The following is a 21,925-nucleotide window of genomic DNA, read 5'->3' on the forward strand; positions in this document are numbered from 1 at the left end:
GGGGGTGCGGCGGACGGCACGAGTGCCCGGACAGCTGGGGAGCTGTCCGGGCATCGCGCCGTTCAGGGCCCTTGGCTGACGCGGCACTAGGATCCATTTCGGAAGGGCCACCGCGTTTGCGAGATGGGAAGCCGTGAGCGGAACCGTACGGGAGGACGTCGTCCCGCAGCTGCTCGATGTCGTCCACCACCGGTCCGCATCGCATCACGGACCCGTTGGCGAGGCGACCGTGTTGGCGGACCGCCACGACGCCACCGTCATACGCCACGGTTCGGTCGTCGCGAAGGCGCACGACCCCGACGCGGGCCCCGGTGAGCTGGCCGTCAGGGTGCGGGTGGCCGGGCACCCGAGGTGTGCCGGCATCCTGCTGCCGCCGCTGGGCGGGCCCGAGGTGCTGCCCGGAGGGCGGGTGGTGACCCTGTGGCCGTACGGGGAGCCGGTGTCGCCCGAGCACCCGGAGGCCGCGCCGTGGGCGGAGGCCGGGGCGCTGCTGGCACGGCTGCACGCCGTGGAGCCCGCCGCACTGCCCGGCCGGCTGCCGCCGATGCGCGGCCCCGCCAAGGCCGCCCGCGCCATCGCCCGGCTGCGCGCGAGCGCCGGAGCGGGGGCCGTCGGGCGCGCCGCCGCCGTCGGCCCGGGGGCGGCCGTCGAGGCCGTGCTGCGGGCGTGGGGCGCGTTGCCCGGCTGGGTCCGGGGCGAGGGGCCGGCGCCGCAGGGCGGCGCGTTGTGCCACGGCGATCTCCACCTGGGCCAGTTGGTGAGGTACGCCATGCGCTGGCTGCTCATCGACGTCGACGACCTCGGCCTCGGCGACCCCGCGTGGGACCTCGCCCGCCCCGCCGCCTGGTTCGCCGCCGGGCTGCTCCCCCCGGACGACTGGGAGCGCTTCCTGGGGGCGTACCGCGCGGCGGGCGGCCCGGCCGTACGGGACTGCGAAGAGGACCCGTGGACGCGGCTGGATGTGCCCGCACGCGCGCTGACCGTGCAGATCTCCGCGCTGGCGCTCGCCAAGGCGGCGGGGGAGGGGCACCCGTTGGACGAGGCGGAGGAGTTGATGGTGGAGGCCTGTATGCGCATCGCGCGGCTTGCCGGAGCGTAGGGTGAAGTCAACGCCGCCGGACGGCCGTTCCGGCAGCGCTTTTGTCTGAAAGTTGAGGAGTTGAGCGGACCATGCAGTGTCCCAAGTGCCATGCGTCGATGCACACGTACAACCGCAATGGTGTCCAGATAGAGCAGTGCAGCGGCTGCCGGGGGATCTTCCTGGACTACGGGGAGTTGGAGGCACTGACCCGGCTCGAGTCGCAGTGGTCCACGCAGGCTCCGCCCGCGCCCCCGGCACCGCCGGCCGCTCAGGCGTACCCGGCCGCCCCTGCCTGGGGCGCCCCGCAGCACGGGCACCACGGGCACAACAAGCATCACCGCGGCTTCGGGCACATGCTTTTCTCCTCCTGAGCGCACACGGCCTCTGGGCGCATACGACTGAGGGCCGGGGCGAGATGCCCCGGCCCTCGGCCGATCATGTGGACGATACTGGGATTGAACCAGTGACCTCTTCCGTGTCAGGGAAGCGCTCTCCCGCTGAGCTAATCGTCCTGGGGAACCACGACGAAGATCGCAGAACCACAGTGTGCGCGATACTGGGATTGAACCAGTGACCTCTTCCGTGTCAGGGAAGCGCTCTCCCGCTGAGCTAATCGCGCGAGTGGGCCCGCAAGGGCCCGAGTGGACGATACTGGGATTGAACCAGTGACCTCTTCCGTGTCAGGGAAGCGCTCTCCCGCTGAGCTAATCGTCCGAGGTGGAGACGGGATTTGAACCCGTGTAGACGGCTTTGCAGGCCGTTGCCTCGCCTCTCGGCCACTCCACCAGACGCAGGGGCCGAAACCCCCACTCCGAGCGGACGACGAGATTCGAACTCGCGACCCTCACCTTGGCAAGGTGATGCTCTACCAACTGAGCCACGTCCGCAGGTGTCGTTCCTCCGGGGCGCTCCCGCGTCCCGGCGACGTGTTGAACTCTAGCGGATTCCGGGGCCAGCTCAAATTCCGTTTGCGCACCGTGCTCCCTCCGTTTCCGCAGCGTGCCGCAGTAGCCCGCGGTCGGTATGCCCTCCCGCCACGCCACCGAGGCGCCCGCCATAGACTCGCCACCGTGTACGAGCTGCCTCCTCTCGCCCGCTTCGGCGGCCTCGTTGCCACCGATCTGCGTGATGTGACCAGCGACCCCGCGGCCCTGGAGTCGAAGGGCTTCTGGGCGGTGGTCGCCGACTTCGAGGGCGGTCTGGTCTGCGCCCGCTTCGCGGACGTACGGCCCGGGCCCGTGCCGGCCCCGGCACCCGGCCGGTGGTCCGGTCCGGCCCCCGAGGACTGGACCTCGTCGCTGGACCACGCCGCCTACACCGAGGGCGTACGGCGCATCCGGCGGTGGATCGCGGCGGGCGAGGTGTACCAGGCGAACCTGTGCCGGGTGCTGTCGGCTCCGCTGCCCGATCCCGACCGCGCCGATGTGGACGAGCTGAGCGCGCTGCTGGCCCTGGGCAACCCCGCCCCGTACGCCGGCACCGTCCGCCTGCCCGCTCATGGCGTGGAGGTCGCCACGGCCTCGCCCGAGCTGTTTTTGCGGCGGGACGGGCGGGCCGTCGAATCCGGCCCGATCAAGGGCACCGGGCGCGAAGCGGCGGACCTGCTGGACAAGGACCACGCCGAGAACGTGATGATCGTGGACCTGGTCCGCAACGACCTGGGGCGGGTCTGCGCCACCGGGTCGGTGACCGTCCCCGCGCTGTGCACGGTCGAGCCGCACCCCGGGCTGGTCCACCTCGTCTCCACCGTGCGCGGCGAGCTGCCGGCCGGCGCGGGCTGGCCGGAGCTGTTCGCGGCGGCCTTTCCGCCCGGGTCCGTCACCGGGGCGCCCAAGTCCAGCGCGCTGCGCATCATCGAGGAGCTGGAGACGGCGCCGCGCGGTCCGTACTGCGGAGGCATCGGCTGGGTGGACGCCGACCGCGGCACCGCCGAGCTGGCGGTGGGGATACGCACCTTCTGGATCGACCGCGCGGCCGTCGGCGGCCCCGCGCTGCGCTTCGGCACCGGGGCGGGCATCACCTGGGGCTCCGACCCGGAGCGCGAATGGGACGAAACCGAACTCAAGGCCTCCCGGTTGCTCAAGGTAGCGTCGGGGACATACCAGCCGACGGGAGGCATCGCACCATGACGCTCACCATCTGGCTCGACGGTTCGCTGCGCGAGGCCGACAGCGCACAGGTGTCCGTCTTCGACCATGGGCTGACGGTCGGCGACGGAGTCTTCGAGACGGTCAAGGCGGTCTGTGGCCGCGCCTTCGCGCTCACCCGCCATCTGCACCGGCTGGCCGGCTCGGCCCGTGGCCTCGGGCTGCCGGAACCGGACCTGGACGAGGTGCGGCGCGGCTGCGAGGCGGTGCTGCGAGCCGGCCGGAGCGAGCTGCCGCTCGGGCGGTTGCGGATCACCTACACGGGAGGGGTCTCACCCCTCGGCTCCGACCGGGGCACGGCAGGCCCCACGCTGGTCGTCGCGCTCGTCGAGACCGAGCGGCGGCCCGATACGACGGCGGTGGTCACCGTCCCGTGGACCCGCAACGAGCGCGGGGCGCTGGCCGGCCTGAAGACCACCTCTTACGGCGAGAACGTCGTGGCGCTCGCCCGGGCGCGGGAGCACGGCGCGAGCGAGGCGCTGTTCGGCAACACGGTCGGGCGGCTGTGCGAGGGCACCGGGTCCAATGTCTTCGTGGTCCTCGACGGGGAGCTGCACACCCCGCCGCTGGCTTCCGGCTGTCTCGCGGGCATCACGCGGCAACTGGTGCTCGACTGGGTGGGGGCGAAGGAGACCGATCTGCCCTTCGACGCACTGGAGCGGGCGGAGGAGATCTTCCTGACCTCCACCACCCGGGACGTCCAGGCCGTCCACCGGCTGGACGACCGGCCGCTGCCGGGCGCGCCGGGCCCGGTCACCGCGGAGGCGATGCGGATCTTCACCGAGCGGGCGGCGGACGACCTCGATCCCTGAGCCGACCCGATTCCTGAGCCGACCCGATTCCTGAGCCGGAAAAGATGGTGACGATCGTCGGCGAGCCAGGTAGAACACCATCGTGACCACCACCCTGCGGCCCACCGGGCCGGAACAGCGCACCGAGTGGGGCGGGCGGGCCCGCTCGTACGAGGTGTGCGTCAACGGCCGCCCCGTCGGCTCGCTCGACCTCACCACCGACGAACGGCTGGGCTCGGAGGTCGGGCGGATCGAGCGGCTGGACATCGACGAGCCGGACCGGCACCGCGGCCGGGGCACGGTCGCCGCGCTGGCCGCCGAGGAGGTGCTGCGCGGCTGGGGCTGTACGCAGGTGGCGGTGAGCGTTCCGGCGCAGGCCACGACCGGGCTCGGGCTCGCGGGCGCGCTCGGCTTCGGCGAGCGCGGCCGCAACATGGTCAAGGAGCTGTCCGAGGCGCCCGAGCTGCCGCCGGGCAGCGAAGTGCGGAACATGGGGGAGGCGGAGTACCCCGCCTGGTTCGAACACGAGCGAGCCGGCTACATCCGCGACTGGATGGACCGAGGGGTGGCCGAAGGGGCGGCCCGGGCCAAGGCGGACAGCGCCTACGCGACCCTGCTGCCGGACGGTCCCGCGACGCCCGGCACCCTGCTGCGCGTCCTCGCCCACGGCGGCACGGACGTGGGCACCGTATGGGTGGCGATACGCCCCGAGGAGGCGGCGGGGACAGAGGCGGCGGGGACAGGAACCGCCGACGGCCCCCCGGAGGCGTACGTCTACGCCGTCGAGGTCGCCGAGGAGTACCGCGGACGCGGTCACGGCCGCACCCTCATGCTGGCCGCCGAGCGCGACAGCCTGACGGCGGGGGCCCGCACGATCGGGCTGCACGTCTTCGGCGGCAACGCCCCGGCGCTGCGGCTGTACGAGTCGCTCGGCTACCGACCGACCCAGTACCACCTCTTCAAGCAGCTGCTCTGAGCCCCGGGGGCACCGGCTGCCGGCGCCCGGCCCGGACGTCGGCTCACCCGGCGAGCAGCCGGTCGGCGATCGCCTCGATGCGCTCGCGCAGGCCCTCCTGGCTCTTTCCGCCGTCCAGCCGCTCGCCGCCGATCACATACGTCGGGGTGCCGGTCACCCCGATCGCCTTGCCCTCGGCCTGGTCCGCGTCCACGATCAGGATGTGCCGTCCGTCGATCAGGGCGGTGTCCATCTCCTCGGCGTCAAGACCCAGCTCCCGCGCGACCTCCACCAGCAGCACCTCGCCGCGCGCGCTCAGCTCCTCGGCGCGGGCCAGGACGGCCTCGGCGTACGGCCAGCCACGGCTCTGCACCATGGCCTCCTCGAGGGCCTGGGCGGCCGCGTGGGCGTGCTTGTGCCTCTCCAGCGGGAAATGCCGTATGCGAATCTCCAGGGCGTCGCCGTAGCGGGCGCGCAGCGCGTGCAGATCGGTCAGCGAGCTTCGGCAGTCGGGGCACTGGAGCTCGCACCACACATCGAGCACGGCGGGCTCGGCGCGGTGGGCCTCGGCGCCTTCGCCGGGGTCGGCGCCGGGGGAGGGGCGGGCAGGCTGGGGGTCGCTCATGGGGCCAGTCTTCCAGCCCGGAGCCGCGTCCTCCGAATCAGCACCGGGCGCCTGCCTCGGCCCGGGAGGGCCACCGCGGGGACGTGACCCGGCGGACGCGGGCTCGGCCCAGGGGAGGAGCCGGTCCCCGGAGATGTCCCTGATCCTCGTCCGCGGGATGGTCGGCATGCCGCCGTGAGGGTGCACGATGGATACCCGGGACCTGATCCCCGGTATCCGACCGCCAGGAGGACCTCGATGCTGACCGACACCGTCTGCGCCGCGGCGTCCGCGGCGGGCCTCGCTGTCGCCTTTGTGACGGCGTACCGCAAGCGTTTCCTGGCCGCGACCCGCATCGCCGCCTACGCGCTGCTGCCGGTGGGCCTGGCGATGACGGGCGTTCTGGACTGGATCGCCGACCTGGTCTTCAAGCCGAGCGTCTGGCTGGGCTTCGGGGTGCTCGGCCTGTCCTGGCTGCTGTTCGTGGTGGGCCGGGCGGTGGAGCGCCGGGGCGGTGGCACCCGCAAGGAGCGGCGCGCGGCCGCGGCCGCGGAGCGGGGCGGGACCCCGGCTCCCGCGCTCGGCGCGGGCGGCCGGTCGCGGGGAGCCAGGGGCGCGGCCAAGTCCGGAGGCAGCTCGGGCACGGACGACTTCTCGGATATCGAGGCCATTCTCAAAAAGCACGGAATCTGACGCCCAACCGGTCAATAACAGCTCTCCGGTCGCAGGTGGGGTTCCCCTGCGCCATGATCTTCCGCGAGATGCTGCAATCACCCGGGGAGCGATCCCCTATCGAAGGACCCCCTGCACCGCCGAGCGAGAAGCCGCGAGGCTGTCTTTTCGCCCTCTCCCAGCCACCGCTGATGCTCTTCCTCGCGATCATAGGCACCTTGCTCGTCGTCACCGCCGTCCACGACCTCTACCGGTGGTGACCGGCACCGCCGCCGCCACCGCCGGCGCGGTCTCAGCCCGTGGCCGCTTCCCGGCGCCGGGCGCGATAGGCGGCCACATGCAGGCGATTCCCGCAGGTGCGGCTGTCGCAGTAGCGTCGTGAGCGATTGCGCGAGAGGTCGACGAAGGCGTGTCCGCAGTCCGGCGCCTCGCAGCGCCGCAGCCGCTCCAACTCGCCCGCCTCCACGAGGAACGCCAGCGCCATGCCGCCATCGGCGGCGAGGTGCTCGGCCAGGGACGCCCCCGGGGCGAAGTAGTGCACATGCCAGTCGTAGCCGTCGTGGTCGGTGAGCCGGGGCGTGGTTCCGGCCGCGGCGACCATCGCGTTGAGCAACTCGGCGGCGCGCCGGTAATCGGACGCGGCGAAGACCTCGGCGAATCGGGCGCGCACCGCCCGTACGGCCTTCAGGTCCCGCTCCCCGAGCGTGCCGACATCGCTGATGGCGTGCTGCGCCACGAAGCGGCGCAGCGCGGCGACATCCGCGAGGCCGTCCGGGCCCTCGCCCTCGGGCGTGGTGTTCACCAGAGCGACGACCGCGTCGAGCGCGCACCGGGTGTCGTGGTTGATCAGCACGGTTGGCTCCCTGGCCGGCCGGATCGGAGGCGTGCTCTCGCCTGCCCTTCGATCTGACCGACTCTAGCGGCGTTCACCCACATGTGTGACAACTACGGCCCGTGTGACAACCACCCATGACAACTGGTGACCACTGGCAATCGGTGACGCGTGACAACCGGTGATCGCCGTACGACACGACGGTGCCGCCGCCGCGGACCACTCCGCGGCGACGGCACCGTCGCCTGCCATATGCCGTTGTCATGCCGTTGATGTCGCTGCCTTGAAGCCGCGGCCGGGCTCGCGCCGTCTCCCCGAGTCGGACGGCCGCGCTCAGCGCTCGCCGGGGCTCAGCTCTCCGCCAGGATGTGGGAGAGCTCCGTGTCGAGGTCGAAATGACGATGCTCGGTGCCGGGTGGCACCGCGGCGTCGGTCCGCTTCAGGAACGACTCCAGGGCCCGCGCCGGGGCTTCGAGTAGAGCCTCTCCCTCCGGGGAGCTCAGGGCGATGCAGACGACGCCCTGCCCATGGCTGCGGGACGGCCACACGCGGACGTCGCCGGTGCCTGTGGGCCGGTGCAGGCCCTCGGCGAGCAGGTCGCGGGCGAAGACCCATTCGACCGTCTCTTCGGCTCCGGTGTGGAAGGTGGCGTGCACGGCGTAGGGATCGGCCGTGTCGTACCGCAGGCCCGCGGGTACAGGCAGTGAGGACTCGCTCGACACAACGAGGCGCAGGTGCAGCTCGCAGCTGACCGTGGTGTTCATAAGCGCCAGGGCCTTTCGCTCAGTGTGCGCTCGGGGATTCGCACGTCGGCGAAATCGACATGCCACCTACGGTGCCGTTGTAAACCCCTCTGCCCGTTTTGTGGGCCTTCTAGTAGCTCTAGCAGCGGAGTCTCCGGGCGGCCGGTACCGCCATTCCGGTGACTCTTTCCGATCAGGTAAGTTGGGTCACATGAACGCGGAGAGTGACGAGCGGCAGGAAGTCGCCGAATCGGCGGCCTCCCGGGCCGCGGCGGGGGAGAGCGCCTCCGATGAGCCGGCTCTCGGCTCACGGGCGCCGCAGTTCATCCAGAGGTCCCGGGCGCTGCATGTGAGCTGGCAGGTCGGGGTGTTCCTCGTCGGGCTCGCGGTGGTGGTCATCGGCATCATCATGCTGCCGCTGCCGGGTCCGGGATGGCTGGTGATTTTCGCCGGCATGGCGATCTGGGGCACCGAGTTCGTCTGGGCCCAGTTGGTGCTGCGCTGGACCAAGCGGAAGGTCACGGAGGCGGCGCAGCGCGCCCTCGACCCCCGGGTGCGCAAACGGAATCTCATCCTGACCGCGATCGCCGTGGTGATCTGCGCCGCGGCGGTGGCGGTGTATGTGTGGAAGTTCGGGATCGTCATGCCCTGGAAGATCAAGGAGTGACGGTCGCGGTCGCCCTGGGGTGTGGATGCGGCTGGCCATGGGCGCGGCCCGTGCATGGCTTGCGTCACCGGTCATGGGCACGGTGCGGCATGCGCTAATGTTGTGCGTGCGCAGGGGCGATTAGCTCAGTGGGAGAGCGCTTCGTTCACACCGAAGAGGTCACTGGTTCGAACCCAGTATCGCCCACCCTGGAACCGAGGGCCCGGAGGCTTGATGCCTCCGGGCCCTCGGTGTTGTTACGCGCAGTGACGACCGGATCGGGATGCTTTCGGTGAAGCGCTTCAATCGATCCTGTCTGAACCGTTGACGTCCGTCGAGTAGGTCCATAACTTAGCCCAGCAAGCGCTTGCCTAAAACGTTTCAAGGATCGTTGGTGTCAAGGTCGTTGGGCAGTCGGACGACCTGCCCGGGAGGGGCGTCTCATGAGTGCTCGATGGGTGCGAGGGAGCAGAACGCTGCGAGCGGCCGCGGTGGGCCTGCTCGGGCTGGGGCTGCTGGCCTCGGGATGCGGTGGGAACAGCGGAGGCTCGGGCGATGGCACGGTGACCATCCGCTACTCCTGGTGGGGTGCGAAGGACCGCGCCGAGCTGATCCAGAAGACGGTCAAGCTGTTTGAGAAGAAGTATCCGAAGATCAAGGTGAAGACGGACTTCGCCGAGTACGCCGACTTCTGGAGCAAGTTCAATACCCAGGCCGCCGGCGGAAACCCGCCCGACGTCTTCCAGAACTCGGTCGCGTTCCTGCGCAAGTACGGCGAGAAGAACATCCTGCTCGACCTGAACCAGCAGGTGAAGGCCGGGAACCTGAGCATGAAGGACTTCCGGGCCGGTCTGGAGAAGGCCGGCGAGGTGGACGGCAAGCTCTACGGCGTGCCGGTCGGCGCCAACACCTTCGCCCTGTTCTACAACCCCGCGGAGTTCAAGAAGATCGGGGTGACCCCCAAGGACGGCTGGACCTGGGACCAGTTCTTCTCCGCTGCCAAGAAGGTCAGCGAAGGCAAGGGGGACCTGTACGGCGCCAGCGACAACGGCGGGGTGATGTACCTCTACGACCTGTATCTGCGCCAGGAGGGCAAGGCCTTCTTCACCGAGGACAAGAAGCTCGGCTTCACCGAGGCCGACCTCAAGAAGTGGTGGGGCGACTGGTACGGGAAGAACAAGGACGGCGTGGTGGTGCCGGCCAAGAAGGCCGAGCAGGTCAAGCCCAAGGCCACGATCAGCGCCGATCTCGCCGCCTCCGAGTTCACCTGGGACAACTTCCTGGTCCGCTTCGCGGCCGAGACCAAGACCGAGCTCGACCTCGGCCCGATCCCGACCCTGGACGGGAAGAAGACCGGGCAGTACCTCTCCTCCCTGATGCTGAGCGGCTCCGCGCGCACCCAACACCCCAAGGAAGTCGCGAAGTTCATCGACTTCATGACCCATGACCCCGAGGTCGGCAAGATCATGGGCTACAACCGCGGGGTGCTGCCCACCAACGCGCAGTACAAGGCGTTCAAGCCCACCGGTGTGAACGCCAAGATCGCCCAGTACGAGGAGAGCGTCACCGACAAGCTGGAGCCGATCACTCCGCACCCCGCCGGCGCGGATGTCGCCGAGGCCGCCTTCCTGCGCATCTACGGCCAGGTCTCGCAGGGCAAAACCTCGGTGGACGACGCCGTCGACCAGTTCTTCAGCGAGGCGAAGACCGCGCTCGGCTCCTGAGGAGATCTCCCGTGACCCCGATCAAGACCCCTGCGGCGGACGATCTCACACGCGAGGATCCCGCGCCGCGGGAGGCCGCGGCCCCGCACTCCGCCCCCGCCGCCCTCGCGCGGCGGCGGGGGCGCCGGGAAACGCTGGCCGGGTATCTCTTCCTGACGCCGTGGTGCATCGGGATCCTGCTGCTCACCCTCGGCCCGATGCTCGTCTCGCTCTACCTGGCGTTCACCGACTACAACCTCTTCGACTCGCCCAAGTGGGTGGGCCTGAAGAACTTCCGGGAGATGTTCCAGGACGACCGGTGGTGGACCTCGGTCGACGTGACGGTGAAGTACGTCCTGATCGGCACCCCGCTGAAGCTGCTGTTCGCGCTCGGCGTGGCGCTGCTGCTGGTCAAGCCCCGTAAGGGGCAGGGCTTCTACCGCTCGGCCTTCTACGCCCCGTCCCTGATCGGCGCCAGCGTGAGCATCGGCATCGTGTGGCGGTCGATCTTCCAGGACGATGCGATCGTCGACAAGTCGATGAATCTCTTCGGCTGGGACGTGGGCGGCTGGATCGGCGACCCCGACTGGATGCTGCCCACGCTCGTCACGCTGACCGTCTGGCAGTTCGGCGCCCCGATGGTGATCTTCCTGGCCGGGCTCAAGCAGGTGCCCCGTGAGCTGTACGAGGCCGCGGAGATGGACGGCGCGGGGCGCTGGCGCCGGTTCCGTTCCATCACCCTCCCCATGATCTCTCCGGTGCTCTTCTTCAATCTGCTGCTGGAGCTCATCCACTCGTTCCAGGTCTTCACCTCGGCGGTGGTCATCGGCGGCACCGGAGGCTCCGGGGCGGGCGGTCCCGCGGACTCGCTGCTGGTCTACACCTGGTACCTGTACGAGCAGGGCTTCCGCAATCTGCGCATGGGCTACGCCTCCGCGATGGCGTGGATGCTGATGCTCGGCATCGGGCTGGTGACGGTGGTGCTGTTCAAGACCCAGCGGGGCTGGGTGCACTACGAGGAGGACGCCAGGTGACCGCTGTGAGCAGTGTGGCTCGGCGCAGGGCGCGGTCCGCGGGCTGGCACGTGGGCGCGCTCGCGCTGCTGGCCGTGATCCTCTACCCCGTGGTGTGGGTGATCGGGGCCTCGTTCAAGCCCGGGGACAAGATCATCGGCAGTCTGCAGCTGCTGCCCACCGACCCCATCACCGACAACTACCGGCGGCTGTCGGAGGGCATCGCCGACATCCCGATCACCAGCTTCTTCTACAACTCGCTGATCATCGCGGTGGGTTCGGTGGTCGGGGTGCTGTTCTCCTGCTCGCTGGCGGCCTACGCCTTCGCCAGAATCCGCTTCGCGGGGCGCAACCTGCTGTTCTCGGTCATGATCGCCACGTTGCTGCTGCCCTTCCAGGTGCTGATCATTCCGCAGTATGTGCTGTTCCAGAAGCTGGAACTGATCAACACCTTTGTGCCGCTGCTGCTCGGCAAATACCTGGCCGTGGACGCCTTCTTCGTCTTCCTGCTGATGCAGTTCATGCGCAACCTCCCGAGGGAGCTGGACGAGGCGGCCCGTATCGACGGCTGCGGCCATCTGCGCATCTACTGGAACATCGTGCTGCCGCTGTGCCGCCCGGCCCTGATCACCAGCGCGATCTTCAGCTTCATCTGGTCCTGGAACGACTTCATCGGACCGCTGCTCTATCTGAACACCCAGGACAAGTACACGGTCTCGCTCGCCCTGAAGATGTTCATCGACCAGGACAGCGTCGCGGACTACGGCGGCATGGTCGCCATGTCGATGGTGGCGCTGGCGCCGGTGCTGCTGTTCTTCCTCGCCTTCCAGCGCTATCTGGTCGAGGGCGCGGCGACCTCCGGGCTGAAGGGCTGAGGGGCGGCGCCATGGACGTACGGGAGGCGAGCGCGCGATCATCGGCCGGGCAGCGGGCGTCGCGGCGGGACTCGCGGCTGTTCCTCTTCTCGGTGTTCGCCGAGTCCCTGCTGACCGGGGTGTGGGTGGTGCTCGCCGCCCTGCCCGTGGTCACCCTGCTGCCCGCCTTCGCGGCCGGGTGCGCGCATCTGCGTCGCCACCTGGACGGCGAGCGATCCACATGGCGGGACTTCCTTTCGGGTCTGCGGGAGGCGACGCGCAGCGGCTGGCGGTTCTCCCTCCTGTGGTGGGCGGCCCTCGCGCTGCTCGCCTTCGATCTGCGGGTGGCCCGCTCCGGGGCCCTGCCCGGCGGGCCGGCGCTGATCGCCGTGAGCGTGGCGGGGACGCTCACGGTGATCGTGCTCGGGCTGCGTACGGCCGCGCGGTGGCGGCCCGGCCTCGACTGGCCCGCCGTGGCCCGGGCCGCCGTACGCCGTGGCCTCGGCGCCGACGTGGGCGGGTCGCTGCTGCTCGTCGGCGGGCTTGCGGTGGTCACCGTCGCCGCCTGGCAGCTGCTGCCTCTGGCCGCGCCCGCGGTCGGCGCCCTCGCGGCCTGTGCCGTCGCAGTTGAGTCGAAGGGGCGCGCCGCTGTCGACAGGGGCTGAAGCGCCCCGGAGGCGGGCCAACCCGGACCGCGCGGCGCGCCCGCGCCTGACGGCGGTCCGGCCGCGCCTGGCATCGGCCCCGTCGGCCTGTCAGGCGCGGCGCCCGGCCCGGCGGCCCGGACCCCGGTCACCGGGTGCCCGACCCCCTCAAGCCATTCATGTCATGCACCTGACCCCCGTTGAAAGGTTGCGCATGTCTCCGATCCCCCGACGCAACGTGCTCAAGGCGGCCGCCGTCGCCGGCGCCGCGGCCCCCTTCTCCTGGCTGCTCGCCGGCAACGCCCAGCAGGCCGCGGCCGCTGACAAGGCTGACAAGGTGGCGGACGCCCCCGTGCACATCACCTGGCTGGAGGACGGCGGCCTGGGAGCGGCCGCGGGCAGCACCTTCGGCGTGCCCTGGCCCAAGGGCGCCCAACCGGCGGACCAGAAGTTCGCGCTGGCCACGGCAGACGGCAAGGACGTGCCCGTGCAGACCTGGGCCACCGCCTACTGGCCGGACGGGTCCCTGAAGTGGACCGCGCACGCGGCGGCGGAGGGGCTCGACGGAGCCAAGACGTACCGCCTGGCGGCCGGCGAGCCCGCCGCGCCCGCCAAGAAGATCACCGTCTCCGAGAGCGGCGGCAGGATCACCGTGGACACCGGGGTGGTCAAGGCCGTGATCGGCAAGGACGGCGGGAAGCTGGTGCGGTCCGTCACCCGCGGCGGCACCGAGATCGCCCGCGACGGCCGGCTGGTCCTGCTCCGCCAGGGCGACATCGACGACGGCGACCACGGCAGCGCCAAGTGGGAGCGGTTCGACGGCGAGATCAGCGGCGCCAAGGTCGAGCAGAAGGGCCCCGTCCGCGCGGTCGTCCGCATCGACGGCAAGCACCGCAAGGGCGGCCGCAGCTGGCTCCCCTTCAGCGTCCGGCTCTACTTCTACGCGGGCGCCGATTCCTTCCGCATGGTCCACACCATCACCTTCGACGGCGATCAGGAGAAGGACTTCATCCGTGGCCTGGGTGTGCGCTTCTCCGTGCCGATGCGCGACGAGGCGTACGACCGGCACATCCGGATCGCGGGCGAGGGCAAGGGATTTCTGACCGAGGCGGTCAAGGGCATCACCGGGCTGCGCCGCGACCCCGGCGCGGCCGTCCGCAAGGCCCAGTTCACGGGCGAGAAGCTGCCCGACCCGGCGACCTGGGACCAGCGGGTGACCACCCGGCTGCACCTCATCCCCACCTGGGGCGACTACACCCTCTCCCAGCTGTCCGCCGACGGCTTCACGCTGCGCAAGCGCACCAAGCCGGGCCACGGCTGGATCCCCGCTGGCGGCGGCGGCCGGGCGAGCGGCTTCGGCTATGTGGGCGGCGTCAGCGGGGGACTGTCCTTCGGGCTGCGTGACTTCTGGGAGAAGTTCCCCGCCCAGCTGGACATCCGGGGCGCGGCGGGCGACGAGGCCGAGGTCACGCTGTGGCTGTGGTCTCCCGAGGCCCAGCCGATGGACCTGCGCTTCTACCACGACGGTATGGGCCAGGACACCTACGCAGAGCAGCTCGAGGGCCTCAACATCACCTACGAGGACTACGAGCCGGAGTTCGGCACCCCGTACGGCATCGCGCGCACGAGCGAGCTGATGTTCTGGGCCAACGCCGCCACGCCGAGCGCCGGGACGCTCGTCGCCCAGGCCGCCGCCGTGCGCACCCCGCCGCAACTGGCCGCCGGACCCGCCGATCTGGTCCGCGCCAAGGTCTTCGGCGGTCTGTTCGCCCCCGTGGACCGCTCGACCGCCGCCAAGGCGAAGATCGAGAACCACCTGGACTTCCTCTTCACCTACCACAAGGGCCAGGCCGAGCAGCGCCGCTGGTACGGCTTCTGGGACTACGGCGACATCATGCACACCTACGACGAGGACCGGCACCAGTGGCGGTACGACGTCGGCGGCTACGCCTGGGACAACTCCGAGCTGTCACCCGACCTGTGGCTCTGGTACGCCTATCTGCGCTCCGGCCGCGCCGACATCTTCCGGTTCGCGGAAGCCATGACCCGGCACACGGGCGAAGTGGACGCCTACCACCTCGGAAAATGGGCCGGCCTCGGCACCCGGCACGGCGTACAGCACTTCGCGGACAGCGCCAAGCAGCAGCGCATCTCCACCGCCGTCTACCGGCGTCCCTACTACTACCTCACCGCCGACGAGCGCGTCGGCGACATCATGAGCGCCCTCGTCGACTCCGACGAGACCTTCCTCGTCCTGGACCCGCAGCGCAAGGTCCGCACCGACCCCGACTACGAGCCGGACCCGCACGCCCTGTCCATCGGCTTCGGCACCGACTGGAGCGGGCTCGCCGGGGCGTGGCTCACCGAATGGGAGCGGCGCGGCCCCAAGGCGGAGAAGGCCGAGGCCAGGCTGCGCAGCACCATGGAGACCATCGCGGCCCAGCCCAACGGCTTCGTCCAGGGCTCCGGGCTCTACGACCTCTCCACCGGCGAGTACGCCGTCGAGACCGAGGCGAAGGTCAGCGTCTCCCATCTGTCCGCGGTCTTCGGTCTCGTCGAGATGTGCGCCGAGCTGATCGACCTCATCGACCTGCCCGAGTTCAAGGAGGCGTGGCTGGACTACTGCCGCTACTTCAACGCCACCAAGGCCGAGCAGAAGGCCCGCTACGGCACGGACTTCGGTTCCCTGCTGCTCTTCCAGGGCCACTCGCGGCTCGACGCCTACGCGGGGGCGCAGCTCGAGGACGAGGCGCTGATCAAGCGCGCCTGGCAGAAGTTCTCCGAGGGCGACGGCTACCCCGACGCCACGACCAACTGGCGGATGGTCGAGCTGGAAGGGCCCGAGGTGCTGGAGCCCGGAGTCGAGGCCGCCTGGGTGAGCACCAACTCCACCGCCCAGTACGGGCTGGCCGCGATCCAGAACCTCGCGCTGATCGGGGACAAGCTGCCGGGCTGAACCGGATGGGGGAGCGCCCGACGGCCCGACGGCCCGCCGCCCCGGCGGGTCGGCGGGCCGCTCCCGGGCCGGGTCCACCGCAGACTGGAAGCATGGACTGGTGCCGTTACCGCTTCCGGAGCCACTGGGACCTCGACGCCCCGCCCGCCGCCGTTTACCGGCTGCTCGCCGCGGGTGACGACTATCCCCGATGGTGGCCGCAGGTCCGCGCGGCGGTCAGGACCGGCGAGCGGACCGGCACCGCCCGTTTCCGCTCCGTCGTCCCGTACGACCTGGTCGTCACCGTCGGCGAGGTGCGCCAGGACCCGGCGGCGGGGGTGCTGGAACTGGCGCTCTCCGGTGATCTGGAGGGGCGGGTGCGCTGGACCGTGACGGCGCGCGGCACCGGCGCACGCGCCCTCTTCGAGCAGGAGGTGGTGGTCCGCAAGCCGCTCCTGCGCCTCTTCGCGCTCCCCGGCCGCCCCCTCTTCCGCCTCAACCACGCGCTGATGATGCGGGGCGGGCGGCGAGGGCTGCGGACGCACCTGGCCGCGCTGCCGCCCGGGGCGCATTCGGTTTGAAGGAAACCCACCACGACCTGTATTGTTCAGGTCGTTCCACCGGGGAGGACCCCACCGGGACACCCGGGGCGATTAGCTCAGTGGGAGAGCGCTTCGTTCACACCGAAGAGGTCACTGGTTCGAACCCAGTATCGCCCACCTCACGAGGCCGGGCCGCCAGCAGGCGGCCCGGCCTCGACGCGTATCCGGCGGGCCTACGCCGCGGCGGGCAGCTCCGGCCGCAGCGGCCAGGCCGGGTCACAGATCTCCTGCGAGCCGTTGAGCGCGAACCACGCCTGCAGACCGCGGGCCTGCGCCGCGTACCACACCGTCTGCCGGTCATGCAGCTCCGCGGGCGTCATCGTGCCCAGGCGGGAGGTGAAGCGGCGGCCCACCGCCCGCACCACTTCCAGGGCGGCCGTGGCGTCCGCCGCCGCCTCGTGCGCACCCGCCAACTCCACGCCGTAATGGGCGCACAGGTCGGTGAGCGTGCGGCGGCCCTTGCGATACCGGTCGAGGTGCTTGTCCAGCACCCGGGGGTCGAGGACGGCCAGCGAGCGCAGCGAGACATACGAGGACAGACTCGCATTGCGGTGGCGCTTCAACTCCCGGTCCAGCAGGGTCAGATCGAACGGCGCGTTCATCACCACGACCGGAGTGCCCCGCGCGGCCTGCTCGGCCAGTGACCGGGCCACCTCGTCCATCACCGGGGCGGGCCACCTGCCGTGGCGCTGCAGATGCGCGTCGGTCAGCCCGTGTATCGAGCTCGCCGCCTCCGGCACCGGTATCCCCGGGCTCACCAGCCAGCGCCTGACCTCCGGCAGGCTCCCGGCCCCGCGCTGGACCACCAGCGCGGCCGAGACGATCCGGTCCTGCTCCACGTCGATCCCCGTGGTCTCCGTGTCGAATGCGGCGAGAGGCCCCTCGAACCAGGACGGCATGGCCTCAACTCCTCATGCTCGCTCACCAAATGGCACCTACGAACCCCGCCCCACCTGGTGATACCCGTGGAGAGGGGCTCGAACCGCCGCCGTTTGCCGAGGTCCTGACGCGGAGACAACACCTGTGTACGGGTGAGTGAGCCGAAGGCTGGGGGAGGCTGTAGCGCCCCGAAGGCGAACGAGCCCTGAACACAGCACGGCAATACCGGAAGGCGCTCGACGACATGGCGCTCGCGCAGCCCGACCCGGCCACGCCGGCGAGCAGTCTGCTGCCCGAGCGGATCGCCCCGCCGCGAGGCTCCCTCGCCACCACCGCCTGTATGGAGACCCTGCAGGTCGGCTATCTGCACGCGGTCGCGGCCGCGGCCGGCTGCTCCTTGGCGCAGCCCTTCCCCGACCACGGCATCGACTGGCACGTCAGCCACAGCGCGCGCGGGCACGCCGTCGACGACGAAGTGACGATCAAGGTGCAGCTCAAGGCCACGTACCAGATCGCCCCCCGGCCGCCCGGGCCGACCTTCTCCTTCACCCTCGACAACGACCACCTGATCAAGCTGGCCCGCAGCCCGGTCTCGGTCCACAAGATCCTCGTGGTGATGATCGTGCCGCGCGCCCGGGACGACTGGGTGCGGGCCGGCCACGACCGGCTCGCGCTGCGCCACTGCTGCTACTGGACCAACCTGGCCGGCCACCCCGTCACGGGCAGCCGCCGGACCACCGTGCGGATCCCGACCTCGCGGATCTTCGACGACCGCGCGCTCTGCGAGATCATGACCCGGGTCGGGGCGGGAGGGAGACCCTGATGGACCGGTACCGCCCGACCGACGAGCCCGTACCCGCCGTGCCCGTCCCGTCCCCGGACGAGGTGGACCCGGCCGTGCTCGGCGCCCTGCTGGCCCGGCACGGCTGGCGGCGGCGCGGGGGAGCGACGGGGCGGTACGCGCGATGGACGCCGCCCGGCGACCTGACCGGCGGCACCAGCCTGCTGGTGCCCGGGAGCCGGGAGTTCCCCGACAGCGGTGACCTGCTCGGCGAGGCGCTGACCGCGCTGGCCCGCAGCGCCGCGCCGTCCGCCCGCGAGGTGCTGATCGGCCTGGCGGTGCCCAGCGACGAGATCCGCTGGCGGCGCGAGGTGCCCGAACCCCGTACGGGCGCCCCCGCCTGGAGCGCGCAGGAGCGGTTGCGCGCCGCCGCCCGCGCCACGCTGCTGGCCGGTGCGCTCGCCGCCCGGGGGCGGGCGGGCTACTACGGGGCGCGGCACCGCCGTGAGGCCGAGGCGTGGCTGGAGCACGTCCTGATCGGGCCGGCCGGCCCCGGCGGGCGCGAGCTGACCGTCTTCGTGCCGGTGGAGCACGGGCGGGCCGTCACCGGGACCCTGCTGCGCGCGTTGTACGCGCTCCGCGACGCGGTGGACTACCAGCGGGCCACCGGCGGTATGGAGGCCTTCGACGCCGCCGTGGAGGCGGGGGTGAGCCGTGAGCTGACCGAGGCCGTCGTCGTTCTCGTCGAGGGGACGGAGGGGGCCCGGGTGGCGCTGGAGTGGTCACCCGGGGCCGGCCCGCCGCACGGCTCGGCCATCCGGCCGGAGCCGGTGGAGTTCAGCCCCGGCGACCTGCCGGCCCTGCGGGAGGCCGGCGCCCGTTACGAACAGGCCGAGCCGTCGGTGCCGGTGCGGGTCACCGGTGCGGTGGTGCGGCTGCGCCGCACCGGGCCGGGCGGCCCCGGGACGGTCCGGCTGCGGGTGCTCGCCGGCGCCGAGGTGGCCCAGGTGCGGATCGCGCTGGAGGAGGACGACTACCGGATCGCCGGACATGCGCATCTGGTGGGGCTGCCGATCCGGGTGAGCGGCAGGCTGGAGAGCCGGGGCGGGTTCCGGCGGCTCACCGGCGCCCGGGACGTCACTCCGGTGCAGGTCGACGAGGCCGAGCGGGATCGGCTGCTGAAGTCGCTGCAGGAGCACCTGGGCGTCGCGGCCTTCTTCGAGGAGGCGTGCGGCGGGCCCGAGGAGGAGCACGGCGACGGGTGCCCCGAGCCCTGACCGCGCGCACCGGCGGTGATTGCTCCCCGTAACCGTTTCGCGGTCCGGCCCTCCGGCTCGGTACGATTCACGCTGCGCAGCAATCGCTGCCCCGAGTGATCCATCAGTCAGGAGAGACCGGTGTCAGACGTCCGTGTGAGCATCCAACGCGATTCCGAGCGGGAAGAGCGCGTGGTGACCACGGGCACTACGGCGGCGGACCTGTTCGACGGCGACCGCTCGATCGTGGCCGCGCGCGTCGGCGGGCAGCTGAAGGACCTGGCGTACGAGGTCGCCGAGGGCGACGAGGTCGAGCCGGTCGGGATCACCAGCCAGGACGGTCTGGACATCCTGCGCCACTCCACCGCGCATGTGATGGCGCAGGCCGTGCAGGAGCTCTTCCCGGAGGCCAAGCTCGGCATCGGCCCGCCGATCAAGGACGGCTTTTACTACGACTTCGATGTCGAGACCCCCTTCCACCCGGACGATCTCAAGCGCGTCGAGAAGAAGATGCAGGAGATCATCAAGCGGGGCCAGCGGTTCTCCCGCCGTCCCGTCACCGACGAGGCCGCCCGCGAGGAGCTGGCGGCCGAGCCGTACAAGCTGGAGCTGATCGGGCTCAAGGGGTCGGCCGCGGATGCCGCCGAGGGCGCGTCCGCCGAGGTCGGCGCCGGTGAGCTGACCATCTACGACAACCTCGACGCGAAGAGCGGCGAGCTGTGCTGGCGTGACCTGTGCCGTGGGCCGCATCTGCCCACCACCCGGAACATCCCGGCGTTCAAGCTGATGCGCAGCGCCGCCGCGTACTGGCGGGGCAGCGAGAAGAACCCGCAGCTGCAGCGGATCTACGGAACCGCCTGGCCGAGCAAGGACGAGCTGAAGGCGCACCTGGACTTCCTGGTGGAGGCCGAGAAGCGCGATCACCGCAAGCTGGGCTCCGAGCTGGACCTGTTCTCCTTCCCCGACGAGCTGGGCTCGGGCCTGGCGGTCTTCCACCCCAAGGGCGGGATCATCCGCCGGGAGATGGAGGCGTACTCGCGGAAGCGGCACGAAGAGTCCGGCTACGAGTTCGTCAACACCCCGCACATCACCAAGGCCAAGCTGTTCGAGACCTCGGGCCACCTGCCGCACTACATGGAGGGCATGTTCCCCCCCATGGAGTTCGAGGGGCAGGACTACTACCTCAAGGCCATGAACTGCCCGATGCACAACCTGATCTACCGGGCGCGCGGGCGGTCCTACCGAGAGCTGCCGCTGCGGCTGTTCGAGTTCGGCACGGTCTACCGGTACGAGAAGTCGGGCGTCGTCCACGGCCTCACCCGGGCCCGGGGCTTCACCCAGGATGACTCGCACATCTACTGCACCAGGGAGCAGGCGCCGGACGAGCTGGACTCGCTGCTCACCTTCGTGCTGGACCTGCTCCGCGACTACGGTCTGAGCGACTTCTACCTGGAGCTGTCCACCCGGGACGACAGCGACAAGTTCATCGGGTCGGACGAGCAGTGGGCCGAGGCCACCGACCTGCTGCGGCAGGCCGCCGAGAAGCAGGGCCTGGAGCTGGTCATGGACCCGGGCGGCGCGGCCTACTACGGGCCCAAGATCTCGGTCCAGGCGAAGGACGCGATCGGCCGGACCTGGCAGATGTCGACCATCCAGGTCGACTTCAACCAGCCCGCCCGGTTCGAGCTGGAGTACACGGCGGCGGACGGCTCGCGGCAGCAGCCGATCATGCTCCACCGGGCCCTGTTCGGGAGCATCGAGCGCTTCTTCGCGGTGCTGCTCGAGCACTACGCGGGCGCCTTCCCGGTCTGGCTCGCCCCGGTCCAGGCGGTGGGCATCCCGATCGGCGACAGCCATGTGCCGTACCTGGAGGAGTTCGCCGCAGAGGCCAGGGCGAAGGGGCTGCGGGTCGAGGTCGACTCGTCCTCGGACCGGATGCAGAAGAAGATCCGCAATGCTCAGCGCGCCAAGACTCCGTTCATGATCATTGCTGGTGACGACGACATGGCGGCCGGGGCGGTCAGCTTCCGCTACCGGGACGGCTCGCAGAAGAACGGCATCCCCCGCGATGAGGCGCTCGCGGAGATCGCTGACGCGGTGGAGCGCCGGATCCAGGTGTGACGCGGTCCCCGCTGACGCGGGGTGCGCGTTCGAGGGGCGACCCCCCAACGGGGTCGCCCCTCTCCGCATCCTCATCCGCCCTGGACGAATATGCTGGCCCGCATGACGAGTGAGCCGGAGCAGCAGATCGGAGTGGGAACGCCCGACGCGTTCCAGCGCCTGTGGACACCCCACCGGATGGCCTACATCCAAGGCGAGAACAAACCCACCGGCCCGGGTGCCGGGGACGGCTGCCCCTTCTGCTCGATTCCGGAGAAGTCCGATGAGGACGGGCTCATCCTCGCTCGCGGCCGGCATGTCTACGCCGTGCTGAACCTGTACCCGTACAACGGCGGACACCTCATGGTCGTCCCCTTCCGGCATGTCGCGGACTACACCGAGCTGGATGCCGCGGAGACCGCGGAGCTGGCGGAGTTCACCAAGGCCGCCATGGTCGCGCTGCGTACCGCCTCGGGCGCGCACGGTTTCAACATCGGCATGAACCAGGGAACCACCGCCGGCGCCGGAATCGCCGCACATCTGCACCAGCACGTCGTGCCGCGCTGGGGCGGGGACACCAACTTCATGCCCGTCGTCGGCCACACCAAGGTGCTGCCCCAACTGCTGGCCGACACCCGCCGGATGCTCGCCGACGCCTGGCCGCAGGCGTAACCTCCAGGCCTCCTA

The 21,925-nt window shown here is 70.8% G+C and carries 22 protein-coding genes and 7 tRNA genes; 20 read left to right on the forward strand and 9 right to left on the reverse strand.

All coding sequences use genetic code 11. From position 1 onward, the window contains the following. Positions 1-133 precede the first annotated feature (133 nt). Complete coding sequence (locus PV419_RS23515) at positions 134-1,099, forward strand: phosphotransferase family protein (RefSeq protein WP_415925373.1); 966 nt, start codon at positions 134-136, stop codon at positions 1,097-1,099. A 71-nt stretch (positions 1,100-1,170) separates the two neighbouring features. Then, positions 1,171-1,452, forward strand: a complete 282-nt coding sequence (locus tag PV419_RS23520; protein ID WP_319691924.1) for a zf-TFIIB domain-containing protein — start codon at positions 1,171-1,173, stop codon at positions 1,450-1,452. A gap of 69 nt (positions 1,453-1,521) precedes the next feature. Here PV419_RS23520 and PV419_RS23525 read toward each other — a convergent pair. The 5 genes from PV419_RS23525 to PV419_RS23545 form a co-directional block, all read right to left on the reverse strand. Continuing rightward, positions 1,522-1,593 (reverse strand) — tRNA-Val (locus PV419_RS23525). Positions 1,594-1,628: 35 nt separating this feature from the next. Continuing rightward, positions 1,629-1,700, reverse strand: a tRNA-Val gene (locus tag PV419_RS23530). Positions 1,701-1,723: 23 nt separating this feature from the next. Then, a tRNA-Val gene (locus PV419_RS23535) sits at positions 1,724-1,795 on the reverse strand. A gap of 1 nt (position 1,796) precedes the next feature. Beyond that, positions 1,797-1,867 (reverse strand) — tRNA-Cys (locus PV419_RS23540). Positions 1,868-1,895: 28 nt separating this feature from the next. Then, positions 1,896-1,968, reverse strand: a tRNA-Gly gene (locus PV419_RS23545). Positions 1,969-2,151: 183 nt separating this feature from the next. Between PV419_RS23545 and PV419_RS23550 the strand changes: the two genes are divergently transcribed. The 3 genes from PV419_RS23550 (at position 2,152) to PV419_RS23560 (ending at position 4,995) form a co-directional block, all read left to right on the forward strand. After that, positions 2,152-3,210, forward strand: a complete 1,059-nt coding sequence (locus PV419_RS23550; RefSeq protein ID WP_319691926.1) for a chorismate-binding protein — start codon at positions 2,152-2,154, stop codon at positions 3,208-3,210. Then, complete coding sequence (locus PV419_RS23555; protein ID WP_319691928.1) at positions 3,207-4,040, forward strand: aminodeoxychorismate lyase; 834 nt, start codon at positions 3,207-3,209, stop codon at positions 4,038-4,040. Before PV419_RS23550 ends, PV419_RS23555 begins: the two co-directional genes overlap by 4 nt. 82 nt (positions 4,041-4,122) lie before the next feature. Continuing rightward, positions 4,123-4,995 carry a GNAT family N-acetyltransferase gene (locus PV419_RS23560; protein ID WP_319691930.1) on the forward strand — a complete coding sequence of 291 codons (873 nt, stop codon included), beginning with the start codon at positions 4,123-4,125 and terminating at the stop codon, positions 4,993-4,995. 43 nt (positions 4,996-5,038) lie between these two features. On the opposite strand, the gene PV419_RS23565 is transcribed toward PV419_RS23560, so the two are convergent. Then, entirely contained in the window at positions 5,039-5,599 is a 561-nt protein-coding gene (locus tag PV419_RS23565; protein ID WP_319691932.1) for a DsbA family protein, read from the reverse strand. 237 nt (positions 5,600-5,836) lie between these two features. On the opposite strand from PV419_RS23565, the gene PV419_RS23570 reads away from it, so the two are divergent. Next, entirely contained in the window at positions 5,837-6,271 is a 435-nt protein-coding gene (locus PV419_RS23570) for a hypothetical protein (RefSeq protein WP_319691934.1), read from the forward strand. 68 nt (positions 6,272-6,339) lie between these two features. Continuing rightward, on the forward strand, positions 6,340-6,510 hold the full coding sequence (locus tag PV419_RS23575; protein WP_319691936.1) for a hypothetical protein: 171 nt from the start codon (positions 6,340-6,342) through the stop codon (positions 6,508-6,510). A 32-nt stretch (positions 6,511-6,542) separates the two neighbouring features. On the opposite strand, the gene PV419_RS23580 is transcribed toward PV419_RS23575, so the two are convergent. Continuing rightward, a complete protein-coding gene (locus PV419_RS23580; RefSeq protein WP_319691938.1) occupies positions 6,543-7,103 on the reverse strand; it encodes a CGNR zinc finger domain-containing protein in 561 nt (186 codons plus the stop codon). Between the two features lie 329 nt (positions 7,104-7,432). Continuing rightward, complete coding sequence (locus tag PV419_RS23585; protein WP_003959770.1) at positions 7,433-7,846, reverse strand: SsgA family sporulation/cell division regulator; 414 nt, start codon at positions 7,844-7,846, stop codon at positions 7,433-7,435. A 190-nt stretch (positions 7,847-8,036) separates the two neighbouring features. Between PV419_RS23585 and PV419_RS23590 the strand changes: the two genes are divergently transcribed. The 9 genes from PV419_RS23590 (at position 8,037) to PV419_RS23630 (ending at position 16,339) form a co-directional block, all read left to right on the forward strand. Continuing rightward, entirely contained in the window at positions 8,037-8,492 is a 456-nt protein-coding gene (locus tag PV419_RS23590) for a TIGR02611 family protein (protein ID WP_319691940.1), read from the forward strand. A gap of 114 nt (positions 8,493-8,606) precedes the next feature. Beyond that, positions 8,607-8,678: transfer RNA gene (locus PV419_RS23595), tRNA-Val, on the forward strand. A gap of 236 nt (positions 8,679-8,914) precedes the next feature. Continuing rightward, positions 8,915-10,195: a sugar ABC transporter substrate-binding protein gene (locus tag PV419_RS23600; RefSeq protein ID WP_319691942.1), complete on the forward strand. Its 1,281-nt coding sequence runs from the start codon at positions 8,915-8,917 to the stop codon at positions 10,193-10,195. A gap of 11 nt (positions 10,196-10,206) precedes the next feature. After that, complete coding sequence (locus PV419_RS23605) at positions 10,207-11,208, forward strand: sugar ABC transporter permease (RefSeq protein WP_319691943.1); 1,002 nt, start codon at positions 10,207-10,209, stop codon at positions 11,206-11,208. Next, a complete protein-coding gene (locus PV419_RS23610; RefSeq protein WP_319691945.1) occupies positions 11,205-12,062 on the forward strand; it encodes a carbohydrate ABC transporter permease in 858 nt (285 codons plus the stop codon). Before PV419_RS23605 ends, PV419_RS23610 begins: the two co-directional genes overlap by 4 nt. An 11-nt stretch (positions 12,063-12,073) precedes the next feature. Beyond that, positions 12,074-12,706, forward strand: coding sequence for a DUF624 domain-containing protein (locus PV419_RS23615; protein ID WP_319691947.1), 633 nt, complete (start codon positions 12,074-12,076; stop codon positions 12,704-12,706). A gap of 193 nt (positions 12,707-12,899) precedes the next feature. Beyond that, on the forward strand, positions 12,900-15,641 hold the full coding sequence (locus PV419_RS23620) for a Tat pathway signal sequence domain protein (RefSeq protein WP_319691949.1): 2,742 nt from the start codon (positions 12,900-12,902) through the stop codon (positions 15,639-15,641). A gap of 92 nt (positions 15,642-15,733) precedes the next feature. Next, the gene (locus PV419_RS23625) at positions 15,734-16,201 is read left to right on the forward strand and encodes an SRPBCC family protein (RefSeq protein WP_319691951.1); all 468 of its coding nucleotides are present in this window, start codon (positions 15,734-15,736) and stop codon (positions 16,199-16,201) included. Between the two features lie 66 nt (positions 16,202-16,267). After that, positions 16,268-16,339: transfer RNA gene (locus PV419_RS23630), tRNA-Val, on the forward strand. Positions 16,340-16,395: 56 nt separating this feature from the next. Here PV419_RS23630 and PV419_RS23635 read toward each other — a convergent pair. Continuing rightward, entirely contained in the window at positions 16,396-17,121 is a 726-nt protein-coding gene (locus PV419_RS23635; RefSeq protein WP_319691953.1) for a 3'-5' exonuclease, read from the reverse strand. Positions 17,122-17,345: 224 nt separating this feature from the next. Between PV419_RS23635 and PV419_RS23640 the strand changes: the two genes are divergently transcribed. From PV419_RS23640 to PV419_RS23655, 4 genes are all read left to right on the forward strand, one after another. Beyond that, positions 17,346-17,924 (forward strand): DUF4365 domain-containing protein, encoded by a 579-nt coding sequence (locus PV419_RS23640; protein ID WP_319691955.1) that lies wholly within the window; start codon positions 17,346-17,348, stop codon positions 17,922-17,924. Further along, on the forward strand, positions 17,924-19,159 hold the full coding sequence (locus PV419_RS23645) for a hypothetical protein (protein ID WP_319691957.1): 1,236 nt from the start codon (positions 17,924-17,926) through the stop codon (positions 19,157-19,159). The genes PV419_RS23640 and PV419_RS23645 overlap by 1 nt, the downstream gene beginning before the upstream one ends. Positions 19,160-19,279: 120 nt before the next feature. Continuing rightward, a complete protein-coding gene (gene thrS, locus PV419_RS23650) occupies positions 19,280-21,259 on the forward strand; it encodes a threonine--tRNA ligase (RefSeq protein ID WP_319691959.1) in 1,980 nt (659 codons plus the stop codon). Positions 21,260-21,349: 90 nt separating this feature from the next. After that, positions 21,350-21,910: an HIT domain-containing protein gene (locus PV419_RS23655; protein WP_319691961.1), complete on the forward strand. Its 561-nt coding sequence runs from the start codon at positions 21,350-21,352 to the stop codon at positions 21,908-21,910. Positions 21,911-21,925 lie beyond the last annotated feature (15 nt).

Origin of the sequence: Streptomyces sp. ME19-01-6, from assembly GCF_033793745.1 — a bacterium.
In the GTDB taxonomy this organism is placed as follows: domain Bacteria; phylum Actinomycetota; class Actinomycetes; order Streptomycetales; family Streptomycetaceae; genus Streptomyces.